Genomic DNA, 14,039 nt, shown 5'->3' on the forward strand with positions numbered 1-14,039 from the left:
GTCCGCTATAGTCCGTGAGACCTAGGTTTCACGGACTTTTTTGTTGGGAAACTGTTTGTAGGATTCCGTCCGCCCTTCAAAATAGACCGACTAGTGCTGCATTTCAGACACATGGTTTGATATATAAGCCCCGGAACCGATGCTAAATTGCCCCCTTGCGCTGCGTGATTGGCATTGCTATGCCCATGTGCAGGGCATTTGGATGTTATCCAAGGCGTAATTTTGCACTTGGCCGCCAGCCAGGGCAACGCATGGAAACGCTGCGCACATGAATCGACCTTTGAAATTCATGTCTCAGGTACAAAATTCTTTTTCACATCCGAAATATTGGGCTGGTATTTGTGCGTTAGCGAAGGTGCGCTTGTGTGCATCTGTCGTGCTTGTCATGGCGAACTGGTCTGGCAGGTATGTGTTTATCCTTGCGAGTGGCATTCCTGCTATGGCTTGCCTAACCCTTTGACTGATGGGGTAGATTCATGAAAAAGTGTCTGCATATCCTGTGGGTTAACGATAACCCTGTCACCGCTGAGAATATGGTCTTTATGTATGCCACAAATTCCTTGCTGAAAGGCTGGTGGGAAGAAGTACACTTGATTCTTTGGGGGGCAACGGTCAAGTTGATTTGTGAAGACGCGAAGTTGCAGGGGCTTCTCAAAAAATTTCATGATGCTGGCGGGCATGTCTCCGCATGCAGAAAGTGCGCTGAAAACCTCGGTGTGTTTGCGCAGATAGAAAAGCTGGAAGGTGTTGATGAGGTTTTTTACATTGGGGAGGCGTTTACAAAAATCCTCAAGGATGATGAAAAACTTATTACCATCTAGCTCCAGCTGAATAGTTAAGGCCTTCTCAGGGCAAGGACTCCACTAATCAAGCTGGCAGCCGGGTATCTGTTCTTTGCGCCGCGGCTGGCCTGCGGAGCCATATTCCTCGTGTCGCCTGCCGCACAGACATTGCGGCGTTTGGATTAAACCGGGTAGTTTTAAATACAGAAGGATGCTCTTGGTGGGTGCATGGCGATCAAGTGTTTTCTGACAATTTTGCGGTACATGTTTTTGCCGCAGCGGCGCAATGCTTGTCCGCATTGCGGCGGCATCCGTTGTATTGGCGCATGTCAGTTCACCGCTCCAGAGTCTGGCGCTGTGACTGGGCAAGAGAGCAAAAAGCAGAGCGCGCCTGCCCAGAGCGAGGGCAAGCAAGGCTAGAACGGTTTGTTCTTACAAAAAAAGCCGCTGCGGGAGCAGCGGCTTTTTTTCAAGGAAATTTGTGGTCTACCAGCGGCGGGGCGCGGGGCGACGTTCTTCGGCCTGGTTGATGCGAAGGGTGCGGCCGCCAAAGTCAACGCCGTTCAGGGCTTCAATGGCCTTGTGGGCATCGGCTTCGTCCATTTCAACAAAACCGAAACCACGGGGGCGGCCGGTTTCGCGATCCATGATAAGCTTGACGGAAAGGGCTTCGCCGTAGGGGGCGAACAGGGCTTCAATGCCTTCCTGAGTGGCGGAAAAAGGCAGATTGCCGACATAAATGGAAACAGCCATAACGACTCCGTTGTTGAGGTGGGTAAACTTTCCGCTTGAAGCCTTACCCACGCAAAGTCTCTGGCAAAAAGAAATACTGCACCCTATGAATAAGGTCGAACAGTACTGTTAAGCAAAAAAATCGTCAAGTATTATCTGCATTGGCTTCAAAAATGATTGCCAAACGACAAACTTTGACTAAATTGCTCCGCATTAGGTGGTATTTTTACATTACTGCATGTGCATTATTCTGCTGTTAGTTGATTATGCACTCAATAGCGCATTAATCTAAACTGTAAAAGGCCGGTTTAACCGGCCTTTTTGACAGCAAGAATTAGATTGCCTGCGTCTTTTTCTTTGCAGGAGCTTTCTTTGCCTTGGCGGGAGCCTTGGCAGAAACTTTTTTTACTTTGGCGGGAGCCTTCGCCTTGCTGGCCTTGCTGGCTTTGTGTGCCTTGGTTCCACTTGCAACAGTTGCCGGAGCGGTGTTAGCGGCGTTGGCTTCAGTGCTGAAGAGGCAGGGAGCAGTCATCAGCGAAAGGGCCACGGCAGCCATAAGGAGCTTTTTCATGTTCGTATCCGTTTCTTCTGGTTATGCCACATCTACAACAATATGGCTGTACGTCTATGGCATGAGCGGACGGTGGACGCAATAACAAATTTGAGCCTACGGAACCGGGCATTTGCGGGCATTTTTTATGGCTCGTCCATTGTGGCGGCAAGGGGCTTGCTGCATCTGCCCCATGTTGACAAAAATATGGGACAGATGCTCTAAGAATAAGCTGCGTTGCGCCGCCTCATTTGATGGACATCTGCGGCTTGTTCAAGGCTCATGACCAATGGCCCGGATGGGGATGGAACCAGCATTTTACCGATCTAGCCACAGCCCGGGCAGCATTTCAAACAGTACTTTTAACACAAAGAATCGCCATGGCTTTTTTTGCACCCCGTGATGTCAAGACTACACTCGTATGCCCGACCTGCGGCGCGCCCCTGCATATCGCCCGCACCTGCCACGAAGTCTATATGTACTGCCCGGCCTGCAAGGCCCAGTTTCCGCTTCAGGACTACATCCGTCAGGCGGATGAAGCCATGGAGCACTTTCTGGAAAACGTCTACTGCAATCGCATCTAGCGTTATCCCCATCATGCTTGCCAATGGGCTGCCAGCCGTTTAATCCGTGGCTGGTGCAGCGGCCCTGGCGGTTGGGCTGCGGGCCAGTTCCCTGGCTGCCGCCATGCCGCTGGCCCAAGCCCAGTGCAGGTTGTAGCCGCCCAGCAGGCCGGTAACATCCAGCAGTTCACCCACCACAAAGAGATTTTCTTGCAGCAGGCTGCGCATGGTCCTGGGGTCTACTTCGTTGGTGTTTACACCGCCGGAGCAGGCCTCCGCTTTTTTTAGACCCGCAGTCGCCTGCGGTGTCACCGTGTGCCGCTGCATAGCTTCCACAATCGCCACGCGGGCCGCGCGCGAAAGCTCCGCAACCTTGCGCCTCGCGGTTCCCTCCGGCAGCAGGGCGTCCACAAGCCTCTGGGGCAGGAACCTTGCCAGTAGGGCGCGCGGGGTCTGTTTGCCAGCCTGCGGCGCATCCATAAGCGCGGCAACATCCTGCTCCGGCAAAAAATTCAGTGTGATTGCAGCGCCTTCGGCCCAATAGAGGGATGCTTTGAGGGCTGCTGGCCCGCTCAGCCCTTCATGGGTGAACAGCAGATCATCCTCCCAGCGGTGCTGCCCAAGCGTAACGCCCACAGGCAGGCTGATGCCCGTCAGACCGAGCAGGGGGGAATCCGAATTGAGGCGTAGCGGCGCAAGAACAGCGCGCGGCGCAACAATGCTGTGCCCCAGGTCTTCCGCAAGGCGATAGCCGGCACCGCCGCCGCCAGCCTGAGGCCATGCCGGGCTGCCCAGCGCCAGCACCAGGGCCTTGCCGCGCCATAAGCCGCCCTCCGTCTGCACAGAAAAACCATCCGCCTGAGCCTCTACTGCTGTTACTGTGGTGCCGCAGGCAATGACGCAGCCGTGTTCGCGGCAGTCGTCCGTCAGTGCCCTGACCAGCCGCTGCGCGGAAACAGTCAGAAAAAGCTGCCCGTGGGTGCGCTCCTCAAAGGGCAGATTCCATTCCTGCACAAGGCGCAGCATGTGCTCCGGCGTAAAGCCCTTGAGCGCAGGGCCGCAAAATGCATTGCCCCTGCTTCCGTCACTGCGGTAGTCCTTGGGGCTGACAGCGCGGTTGGTAAAGTTTGCCTTGCCGCCGCCGCTCACGGCCAGTTTGCGTCCGGGCACAGGCCCACGCTCCAGCAGCACAACGCGCAGGCCTTTTGACGCCGTCTCGCGGGCGCACATAAGCCCCGCAGCGCCAGCGCCCAGAATCAGCACATCGGCTACATCCGGGCAGCGTCGCCCGTCGCCCTGCGCTGGCTTTGCGCTCTTTTTTTTAGGGGGCTTGGATTGTACAGAATCCTTGCCCTTGGGCTTGGCCTGCGATGTGTTTTCAACAGGTGCCGCAGGCGCAGCGGGTTCGGCCTTGGGGCCGGGAGTTTGCGGGGCAAAGGCCTGACGTGCCGGATTTGACAGAATTTTGCGCGTGGCGCTATTTTGGGGAGCTTTGTTGTGCATGCGGCGAAAGTATACGAGGCTTTGGCGGCTGCCAAGCCCTTGTGTGCCGTCAAACCGCCTTTGTCTGACCCGGCCCGCGCATCCGCGCAGCCATTTCTTGTTACCGGGATTGTCATGCCAGTTCTTGTCTCATCCTACGTTGCGCCGTGGTTTGTGCGCAACGGCCACGCCAATACCATATGGCCCGTGCTCTTTCGTGAAAAGCCGCAAGTGCCGCCTTCTGTGCGCCGGGTGCGCCTTGAAACGCCCGATGGCGACTTTCTTGATGTGGATCAGCATCCCTCGCTCGGAAAGGACAGGGCAGAGCGCCCTTTTGGACAGGGCAGGGGCATAGCTGTTATTTCGCACGGGCTGGAGGGCAACAGCCGCCGCAAGTATGTTCTGGGCATGGCCAATGCCCTGCGGGCCGAAGGCTTTGACGTGCTGGCCTGGAACATGCGCTCCTGCTCGGGCGAGAGTAACCGCACTGCGCGCCTGTATCACATGGGCGAGATTGAAGATCTTGGAACTGTCGTGCGTTTTGCCGAGCAGTTTGACCGCCCCCTGCTGCTGGCTGGCTTCAGCATGGGGGGCAACCAGATTTGCCGTTATCTGGGCCGGGGGCCGGTTTCGCCGCTGGTGCGGGCGGCTGTAGTCGTGTCCGTGCCGTGCGATCTTTCCGCCGCTGCACCGGTAATGGACGGCCCTGCCTGCCGCATTTACATGAGTTATTTTTTGCGAACCCTGCGCAAAAAAGTGCGCGAAAAAGCCGAGCGCTTTCCTTCCTATCCCTCCGTTGAAGGCGTGGAAAAAATCCATACCTTTGCGGAGTTTGACGAATGCTTTACCGCGCCTGCCTTTGGCTTTGCATCAGCCAAAGATTATTGGGAAAAGAACACGGTTCTGCCCGATCTGCCCTGCATAAACGTGCCGACCCTGCTGCTCATGGCTGCGGACGATCCTTTTTGCGCGCCATCGTGCTATCCGTGGCAGACAGCGGAGCAGAGCGCGCACCTGCATCTGGAGGTAGCCCCGCACGGCGGGCATGTGGGTTTTGTGCAACAGAAGCAGGAATACTACAGCGAACAACGCGCGCGCGGATTTGTACGGCAGTTGACGGGGCAAGGCGTTTTTTAGGCGGCTGGTATCGCAAACGGGGCGCGACAACAGAGGTCTGGTTGTGATGGAGGTTTTGCGGGCGCGTCAGCTTTTTTGCCGCTCGGCGAGCCGTTTTTTGGTCAGAACCGTGGCCACGGCGTTAACCGGGTCTTCCGGCCAGGGATGCTTGGGGTAGCGGCCACGCATTTCTGCGCGCACTGCGGGGTAGCCGTTACGCCAAAAATGGGCCAGATCGCGCGTAACCTGCAAGGGGCGGCCTGCGGGCGAATTGAGGCGCAGCACCAGAGCCACGCGTCCATCGGCTATACGCGGCGTGTCCACGCAGCCGAATAATTCCTGCAACTTGGCGGCCAGCCAGGGGCCTCCGTCTTCACCATACACAATGGGGCGCATGGCCCCTGACGGCACCTGCCATTCCGTGGGGGTCTGCCGTTCAAGTATCCGGTGAAGATTCCCCGGCAGCAGACGGCGCAGGGCATCCAGCAACTGCTCCGGCCCGAGCGCCGCCAGCGAATTGGTGCGCCCCTGCTTGCCTTGCCCGGCTGACCTTTCGAGTGCCTGCTGCAAGGCTGGTGCGAGCCAGTCATTGAGAGTCGCCAGCAGGGCGGCATCAGAAACATCGGGCCATGCCTCGCCGTCCAGCTCGCGCAGCAGGCTTACCCGCGCGCGCCACTGCTTTGCGGCATCATCCCACGGCAGGCATTCCAGCCTCTTGCTCTGCACATGGGCGCACAGGGCCGCAGCGCACTGATCGGGCAGCGGGCGTGGCAGAGGGGCATCTTTCAGAACCAGAGATCCCAGCACTCGCTGCCGCCGAGCGCTGACCAGCCCGGCATCCGAAACTGTGAGCTTGTCTTCGTTGCAAATGTCTGCGCTGAAAAGCGCTGCAAGATCATCGGGCGAAAGGGCGGCGGCAAGGCGGATGCGCCCGCGCGGCGCTGCGCCGTCAACTTCTGCCGCCGCCAGAAAGGGCAGCCGCGCCAGAGGGTCATCGCTGGCTATCTGGGCGGCCCGTCCGCTGCGCAGGAGATAGGGCGTCATGGCGGCCACCCCGCCAGAAAAATTTCCATTGCCGCTGCCCTGAGGCTGACCGTCTGTCTGCCGCATGGCGATCTGCTCCGGCCACGCCACAGCCAGCAGTTGCCCGAGGCTTGCGGTCTGAGCGAGAGCTGTGGAAAAAATTTTGTCCGTTTTGCTGGATTGCCCTTGTGGCGCAGGCCGGGAACCTTTCTTCCCATGCTGATCAAGCTGGCGCATGAGCCGCTGCGCCAGACGGCGCACCCGCTCGCGGGCGGCGTCCAAATTCTTGCCCGCTGCGCCATCGCGGCATAGCCAGTCGAGGCGGCGCAGCACATCGCATCCCGCGCCAGCGGCAGGCATGCCGCCCGTGTTTTTGCCAGCGGTAAAGGCCAGCGGGTCGCGTTCTTCCAGCAGGGCGGCGATACAGGCTGCCAATGCGGCAAGGGATTTGTCGCGCCCCCACAGCAGCAGGCGCGCCGTGCGCGGCGCAAGGGGAAGCGCGGCCATGCTGCGGCCCAAAGCCGTTGGCCGCATCTGGGCATCCACCGCGCCCAGTGCCAGTAGGTTCTGTCTGGCAACAGCCATATGGGCCGGGGGCGGCGTGTCGAGCCATGCGAGCGAGGCCGGGTCAGTCACGCCCCATACCGCCAGTTGCAAGGCAAGCCCGGTGAGGTCGGCATCCAGAATTTCAGCGCGGATGTGCGGGCGCATGCCGTTTTCCTGCTCTTTTGCCCACAGGCGGCAACAGATGCCGGGTTCGGTGCGTCCGGCGCGTCCGGCCCGCTGGGCAGCGCCAGCCAGCGAAACGCGTTCTGTCACAAGGCGGGTGAGGCCACTGGCCGGGTCAAAGCGCGTCAGGCGCGCAAGGCCGCTGTCCACCACGAGCCTCACGCCCTCGATGGTCAGTGAAGTTTCGGCAATGGACGTGGCAAGCACCACTTTGCGTTGCCCCTGCGGGGCGGGCGCAATGGCCGCATCCTGCTCTCTGGCGCTAAGATTGCCATAGAGCGGGCACAGGGCCACATCAGCAGGCAAAGCGCCCTCAAGCATGGCTGCAAGATGGCGGATTTCGCCAGCGCCGGGCAAAAAAGCCAGCAGGCTGCCCTGTTCAGTACGCAGCAGGTGCAGGATTGCATCGGCCATGTGCCGCCACAGCAGCGGCCCTGCCCCGGCAGCAGACAAAGGGCCGCCGCCCACAATCTGCCCTGCGCGGATTTTGGGCGGCAGGTGCACCATCTGCACAGAAAAGGTCTTGCCCTCGCATACAACAGAAGGGCAGCCTCCCATGAGGCCTGCCACGGCCTGCACATCCAGCGTGGCAGACATGACGATCAGCCGCAGGTCGGGGCGCAACGCAGCTTGACTCTCAAGGCAGAGGGCAAGCCCGGTATCGGCAGTGAGCGAGCGCTCATGAAATTCGTCAAAAATCACACAGGCGATATCCGGCAGCTCGGGATCATCCTGCAACATGCGCGTGAGCACGCCCTCGGTGACAACCTCCACGCAGGTGCGGCTGCTGACGCGGCTTTCATCACGCATGCGGTAGCCCACAAGGCCGCCCGGTTCCTCACCCAGCAAGGCCGCCATATAGCGCGCCAGCGCGCGGGCCGCCACGCGCCGTGGTTCAAGCAGCAGAATGCGGCGATTCTCAAGCCAGGGCTGCCCCATAAGCCAGAGGGGAACGCGGCTGCTTTTGCCTGCTCCCGGCAGGGCGCTGAGCACCAGATTGCGCCCCTGGGCCAGAGATTCCAGAACTTCTGCGCGCGAAGCGTCAAGTGGGCATGGGGGCAGGCATGAGGGCAGGCCCGGGCAACGATCAGGGGAGCCTGCGGGGGCGGCAATGCGTATCGGCGAATCGGTCATGGCTAAATACGGCATGGCTGAGGGTAAATGCGGTACAATAGGCGCATTTTTACTGGTAATCCAATGCGTGTCAGTGTATTGACACAAGAAAGGATATGCACGCGGAGAATGAACACATGGAGTTGAATACCAGCGGCATTATCGGCCAGAGCACCAGCCTCGCCGAAGTCTTCAAGGTTCTCGGCAAGGTTGCGCCCACGGACAGCACTGTGCTTGTAACTGGTGAATCGGGAACTGGCAAGGAATTGCTGGTTCGCGCGCTTCACGCCAACAGTCGTAGGGCTGACAAGCCCTTTGTACCCATCAACTGCGGGGCCATCCCCAAAGAGCTGCTTGAAAGCGAACTTTTCGGTCACGAAAAGGGCGCCTTTACGCACGCCATCCGTTCGCGGCCAGGCCGTTTTGAAATGGCTGACGGCGGCACCATCTTTCTGGATGAAATCGGCGAGATGGAGTTGAGCCTTCAGGTCAAGATTCTGCGTGTACTGCAGGAAAAAGAAATAGAGCGCGTGGGCGGCACTGGCTGCAAAAAGGTGGACGTGCGCATTGTGGCCGCCACCAACCGCGATCTTGAGGTAGAAGTCGCCGCCGGGCGCTTCCGCGAGGATCTCTACTATCGCCTGAACGTCATTCCCCTGCATTTGCCGCCGCTGCGCCAGCGCGGCAATGATGTGCTGCTGCTTGCGCGCTATTTTCTCAACCATTTCTGTACCAAAAAAGCGCGCGAGCCCATGCTGCTTGACGAAACAACGCGGCGTATTCTGGCGGCCTACAACTGGCCCGGCAACGTGCGCGAGCTTGAAAACTTCATGGAGCGCCTGAGCATCCTCGTGGATGACGATACGGTGTGCATGGATGATCTGCCGCGCAAGATTCTGGATCAGGTGGGCGATGTGTCGCTGCTGCCCCCGGTGGAGGATGATGCCCCGGCGTGCGAACCAGAGGCGGAGCCGCTTGCCGAATCCACCGCTGATGACGGCGTGGAGCAGGCACCCGCCCCAGCGCCGCAAGTTGAAGCCGCAATGCCCGTTGCAGCCAATGGAGCTTTCGTGTGGCCCAATCTGGGCGTTTTGACGGCTCAGGGGCAGAACCTGAAAGATTTTCTTGATGCCGTGGAAAGCCGTCTTATTGATGAGGCCTTGGCCAAGGCGGAGGGAGTAAAAAATCAGGCCGCCGAGCTTTTGGGCATCAAGCGGACAACGCTTATTGAAAAGCTCAAGAAACGCAGTATGTAGCGGCATAAAATTTGCATAGAATTTGCGTTGGATTTTGCGGCTCAGACGCAACGACACATCCTGCGAAGTGCAAGTGAATACACAACTTTTCGCCGCCGCGCCACGGCCTCATATTTCTGCCCGCAAGGGTGCGATTCCCCAACGCTGCTCACGTGTTGGGGCTTTGCTGCTGATTGCGAGCCTTTTGCTGCCCGCGCAGCCTTCGCAGGGTATGAGCTGGAACTGGGCGCCCATTGCAGATACTGCCGCAGCCACGGTTGCCGGGAAACAGTCAAAAAGTTCACAGCCAGCCGGGGAAAGGCTGCGCCTCACGCTCGACAGCCCCGGTCAGGTGCACAGGCTCTTGCGCACCGGCAATACCTTGCTTCTCTATCTTGATGACCCTTCTGCAACGCTTGAACGCAGCGGTGCAGCGCCTTCTGCGGGTGCGCTGCTCGACAGCATCGGGCTTTCCAACGGTCAGTTGCGCATTACGCTTTCTCCCAAGGCCGTGAACCATGTTATGCGCCGGTCTTCTCCTTCTGAACTGGATATAGAAATTTTTGCCGCCGGAACCCAAAAAGGGGAAAATTCCTCTCGTCTGGATGCGGCGGGTGTGCCTGTGGGCAATGCCTCTGCTGATTCAGAAGGGCAGGGCGCTTCTTTTGCCGTTAATCTGCCTGCAGATGCCGCAGTGGGCTTTTTGCAAAAGGCCCAAAAACTGCTGGCCGATGTGCAGCAGGGGGCAAAGGCCTTGCCCTTCACTGGTCTGCTTGACGCAGGTAAGGCAAAGCTGGCGGATTTGAGCCTGAAATTTTCCGCCCTTGGCTCGACCAAGACTGCGGAAGCCGCTGAGGTGCCGCAAGCCGCAGGCGGTGCGGGCAGCCTCGCCGTGACGCTGGACGCCCAGAGCCTCATGAGCCGGGTGAATCCCGGCGGGCCGGAAAACTGGCCTGACAGTAAGGGGCTTTCTACATCAATTCCCGGCAATGTTCCTCCTGCGGCTCCGGCCACAGCGCCAGCAGCTCCGGCTGCGTCTGCCAGCCAGCCAGCGACTCAGCCTGCAACCCAGCCCGTAACAAGACCAGCGGCCCAGCCTGCGCCTGTTCCGCAAAATGGCGTCCAGCGTGCAGTACCGCCCGCCGCACAGCCACAAGCTCAGCCCTCTCCACAGCCTGTCCAGCAGGTTGTGCCGCAGGCCATACCACAACCGTCGTCCCAGCCTGCGCCGCAGGCAAAAACAGCACCGGCCCAGCAGCCTGCGCCCGCCGCAGCTCCCGCGCCTGCCCCTGTGGCCGGTCAGGCAAAGCCGAACGGCGTGGGCGGCAACGTATCCGGCAAGGTTTCGGACAATGTGGTGGGGCTGCCGCATGCCGAAGAAAAAGACGGTCACGGGGCCGCTGCTCCCAAGGAAGAACCCCGGCCCGTGGTCTATGTGGACGAGCAGGGCAATCCTGTTGCCAAGCCTGCTAACCCGGAAAAAATGATGGAAGAGGCGGAGCGGCTCATCAAGGAGCGCAAGTTCGTTGAGGCCTTGCCACAGTTGGAAAAACTGAAGGAAATGCCCACAATCAGCGCCGATATGCGTCTCAAGACGCTGTATTACATCAGCGACTGCGTATGGGCCAGATATGCCGATAATCCGCTGGCTGGCTTTGAGCCTATTGTTTCAGCCACCAGCGAGGCCATGAATTTTGACCTGCGTTCTCCCCGCGTGCCGGAGGCCCTTCTGCGCCTGGGGCTGGTTAACGTCAATGTGGGCAATCTGGTAGATGCCGGGGGCTACATTGTGGCCATGTATCGGCGCTATCCGGATTATCCCGGCGTGGCGCAGGGTTTTACGGCCCTAGGCAAGGCACAGCTCAAGCGGCACATGGATGCCCAGGCGGAGCAGGCCTTTGCCATTGTGCTCGACAAGTACCCGGAATCCTCCTTTTTGCAGGAAGCGTCCGTGGGGCTTGCCCAGGCGCTGAACAACCAGCGCAAGTACACCAATGCGCAGGTTATCCTCGATTTTATAAGCAAGCGCTGGCCCCGCTATTATATTGAAGACCCCACATTCCTCTTTTTGCAGGGCGCCAATGATGAGGCTCTGGACAAACCCGTTGCGGCCCTGACCCTGTACTGGCTGTATTACAACCTCGTGCCCGGGCAGAAGGGCAATGACGACCTGCTCCTTAAAATGGGCGACATGTATACCCGGCTTGGCAACAAGAGCGGGGCCGAGTTCCTGTATTCCTATCTGACGCGGCATTTTGCGGGAACCCATGCGGCAAATATGGCAAGTCTGCGGCTGGCCGAAGGCGGCATTTACGATTCGCCCATCAATTATGAGGCCATGACCCAGGTTTTTGCCAGAGCCGCCAGCGGTAATCTGCCCAAGGTTTACGCCAGCCTTGCGGCGGCTTCGCGCACTGCGCCGGAGTCTGTCCTCGCGCGGCTCAAGGAGGCCATGTGGCTCTATTGGAGCAAGCGCTATACAGAGGCCATGGGCAAGGCCGCAGATTTTATTGACGGCTATCCCGAAAACGCCAACGTGGCGCAGGCCCGCGATATTATCTGGCTTGCTTTTCAAAAAGAGCTTGCCAATTCCATGGCTGAAAAAAACTATGGGCGCATTCTCATTCTGTGGAATGGCTTTCCTCTGGTGCGCGAGCGCTATGGGGCGATAGATCCGCGTATGCGTTATGCCTTGGCGCAAGGATTGCTTGAACGGGGTGAGACTGAACAGGCCCTTGGCATGCTTACGGAATTTTTGAAGTCGCCCATGGACCCCCAGTATGGGGAAGCGACCTTTACGGAATTTTTCAACCGCTATCTTCAGGCCGGGGCCTGGGCCAAGATTCTTGATCTTGGCAAACTGGTGGCCACCTGGCCTCTGAACCCCCAGTTGCGCAACCAGCTTGATTACGCCATGGCGCTCTCGGCCCAAAATCTCAATCTGGCCGGGGCTGCTCTCGCCATGTGGCAAAAGCTTGCCGAGCGGCAGGATATCCCGCTCTATCAGCGGGCCTACGCCACGTACTTTCTTGCCCGTGATGCCGAACAGCGCAAGGATATTCGCAATTCCTACACGCTGAACCGCAAGGTGATTGATCTCTTTACCCAATTGCAGAACGAACGTTCTGACAAGGCCGACCCGCAGCGTATCAAGGATGCCATACTTTCACTCATGGATATCTGCGAAGTGGGCAACCGTGTGCCGGAAGCCCTGGAATGGCTTGCGCGTTACAATGCCTTTGTGCCCAAGGAGTCGTCGGAATATCCGGGCTTGCGCTTCCGCGAGGCCCGGCTGTATCGCAAGCTGGGCGATGCCACGCGGGCTCAGGCTTTGCTTGAGGATATTGTGCGCAACTATGCCGATTCTCCTTTTGCCAAGGCAGCCACGGCGGAACTGCACACCTTTGAGGTTTCGCGCGACCTGCAAAACTACCTGCCTGGCGGGGCGGGCAGTCAGGCTGCGCCCGCTGCCAAGCCTGCCGCTCCCTAGCTTCTTCCGGTTTTCATCATTTGGGCCTGTCGCCCTTGCCTTTCGACCAAGCCTGCCGCTGTCGTCTCAGGCGCATCTTGCATGAGGGCACGGAACCCCTCCCATATGCCGATCAGGTATATGAGGGCGCATTGCATGCGTTCACACCTTGGAATATAATAAAACACAACCGCAGTTCTGCCGTGGGGTGGAATTGGCTGCCTGATGCAATTTTAATGGAAAGTGCGATGGAACGTCCCGCAAGCTTCACAAGATGATGCAGGGCGTGATGTGCGCCGTCAGCCTTGGAGGGCATATGAACAGAGTGCTTCTTTGTGTTACACTCGGCCTGCTTGCCTTGATGGCCGGATGCACCGGCGCATTGCAAAGGGGAATGCAGAACACGGCCTATGTTTCCACAGCACGCCCGGCCATCAGCATGAAGGCCGTGAACATGCCCCTGCTTACCGGCGGCGAGACAAGCGTCAGCCTTGATGGTGCAGGCGTTATCGGCGGCTTGCCGCTGCATGCGTGGGTTGCTGTTTACGGCAAGGGCGACCCCCAAAGTCCCCTGGCCATTGTGGGGCTGGCTGAGGTGCCGCGCGGCTGGTACTGGGACAGCGACGGCCAGCGCCCCTTTAGCGTTGATAAAGGGGTGGAGATTTTCAATAATGACGGTTTTGCGGCCAGCACCTATATTGTGGACAGCAAAAAGGATGCGTTTTCAGCCCTTGCAGGGCTGACGGACGAAACAAAGCCCATGCGCTGGCTGACGCGCGGTTTTGCCGCCAGATACAATTTTAATGACACCAAGGTCATACTGGAATACAGAGAACCCCTGCCTGAAAATCTTGCCGGGCAGGAAAGCCTGACAGAAAGCCAGACTGACCAGCTCCGTGCCTTTGAGCAGCGCGCCAGCGCAGCCTTTGCCGTTGCTTCTGTATCTGAACATATGACTGGAATTACAGAAGGATATGCAAAGAACATTCGTGGGCAATATCTGGATCACCGCTTCTGGGGAACTGCATCAAAGTATGACACATTTGTCTTAAAGTAGCATGTGCTTGCGGTAATCTGACATTACACCGGGATTCCGCCAGGGAGGCCGCTTGGGAAAGTTTTTTCAAGCGGCCTCCCTGTTTTTTACGTTTGTTGCGCCTGCACCGACACCAAGTAACTGCAACAAGTTAATACATTCTGGAATAATGGTTATGTAAAATTTGCAACACAATTTTATATTATAGG

The 14,039-nt window shown here is 58.5% G+C and carries 10 protein-coding genes; 6 read left to right on the forward strand and 4 right to left on the reverse strand.

Annotated features, from left to right (window positions below; translation table 11 throughout):
• The first annotated feature begins 476 nt into the window (after window positions 1-476).
• Window positions 477-821 (forward strand): hypothetical protein, encoded by a 345-nt coding sequence (locus G449_RS0110835; protein ID WP_022659335.1) that lies wholly within the window; start codon window positions 477-479, stop codon window positions 819-821.
• A gap of 447 nt (window positions 822-1,268) precedes the next feature.
• Here G449_RS0110835 and G449_RS0110845 read toward each other — a convergent pair whose 3' ends face one another.
• Together G449_RS0110845 and G449_RS18460 are read right to left on the reverse strand one after the other, a co-directional pair.
• The gene (locus G449_RS0110845; protein ID WP_022659337.1) at window positions 1,269-1,535 is read right to left on the reverse strand and encodes an RNA recognition motif domain-containing protein; all 267 of its coding nucleotides are present in this window, start codon (window positions 1,533-1,535) and stop codon (window positions 1,269-1,271) included.
• Between the two features lie 313 nt (window positions 1,536-1,848).
• On the reverse strand, window positions 1,849-2,085 hold the full coding sequence (locus tag G449_RS18460) for a hypothetical protein (RefSeq protein WP_022659338.1): 237 nt from the start codon (window positions 2,083-2,085) through the stop codon (window positions 1,849-1,851).
• A 359-nt stretch (window positions 2,086-2,444) separates the two neighbouring features.
• On the opposite strand from G449_RS18460, the gene G449_RS0110855 reads away from it, so the two are divergent.
• Complete coding sequence (locus G449_RS0110855) at window positions 2,445-2,648, forward strand: dual CXXC motif small (seleno)protein (RefSeq protein WP_022659339.1); 204 nt, start codon at window positions 2,445-2,447, stop codon at window positions 2,646-2,648.
• A 39-nt stretch (window positions 2,649-2,687) separates the two neighbouring features.
• On the opposite strand, the gene G449_RS16870 is transcribed toward G449_RS0110855, so the two are convergent.
• Complete coding sequence (locus G449_RS16870; RefSeq protein WP_022659340.1) at window positions 2,688-4,130, reverse strand: BaiN/RdsA family NAD(P)/FAD-dependent oxidoreductase; 1,443 nt, start codon at window positions 4,128-4,130, stop codon at window positions 2,688-2,690.
• Between the two features lie 114 nt (window positions 4,131-4,244).
• Between G449_RS16870 and G449_RS0110865 the strand changes: the two genes are divergently transcribed.
• Window positions 4,245-5,246, forward strand: a complete 1,002-nt coding sequence (locus G449_RS0110865; protein WP_027180922.1) for a YheT family hydrolase — start codon at window positions 4,245-4,247, stop codon at window positions 5,244-5,246.
• A gap of 66 nt (window positions 5,247-5,312) precedes the next feature.
• Here G449_RS0110865 and hrpB read toward each other — a convergent pair whose 3' ends face one another.
• A complete protein-coding gene (hrpB, locus tag G449_RS0110870; protein WP_022659342.1) occupies window positions 5,313-8,111 on the reverse strand; it encodes an ATP-dependent helicase HrpB in 2,799 nt (932 codons plus the stop codon).
• A gap of 116 nt (window positions 8,112-8,227) precedes the next feature.
• On the opposite strand from hrpB, the gene G449_RS0110875 reads away from it, so the two are divergent.
• The 3 genes from G449_RS0110875 (at window position 8,228) to G449_RS0110890 (ending at window position 13,851) form a co-directional block, all read left to right on the forward strand.
• The gene (locus tag G449_RS0110875; protein WP_027180924.1) at window positions 8,228-9,346 is read left to right on the forward strand and encodes a sigma-54 interaction domain-containing protein; all 1,119 of its coding nucleotides are present in this window, start codon (window positions 8,228-8,230) and stop codon (window positions 9,344-9,346) included.
• Between the two features lie 211 nt (window positions 9,347-9,557).
• The gene (locus tag G449_RS16875; protein ID WP_081640543.1) at window positions 9,558-12,815 is read left to right on the forward strand and encodes a tetratricopeptide repeat protein; all 3,258 of its coding nucleotides are present in this window, start codon (window positions 9,558-9,560) and stop codon (window positions 12,813-12,815) included.
• Between the two features lie 295 nt (window positions 12,816-13,110).
• Window positions 13,111-13,851, forward strand: coding sequence for a DUF4851 domain-containing protein (locus G449_RS0110890; protein WP_027180925.1), 741 nt, complete (start codon window positions 13,111-13,113; stop codon window positions 13,849-13,851).
• Window positions 13,852-14,039 lie beyond the last annotated feature (188 nt).

The organism is Desulfovibrio desulfuricans DSM 642, from assembly GCF_000420465.1.
In the GTDB taxonomy this organism is placed as follows: Bacteria; Desulfobacterota; Desulfovibrionia; order Desulfovibrionales; family Desulfovibrionaceae; genus Desulfovibrio; species Desulfovibrio desulfuricans.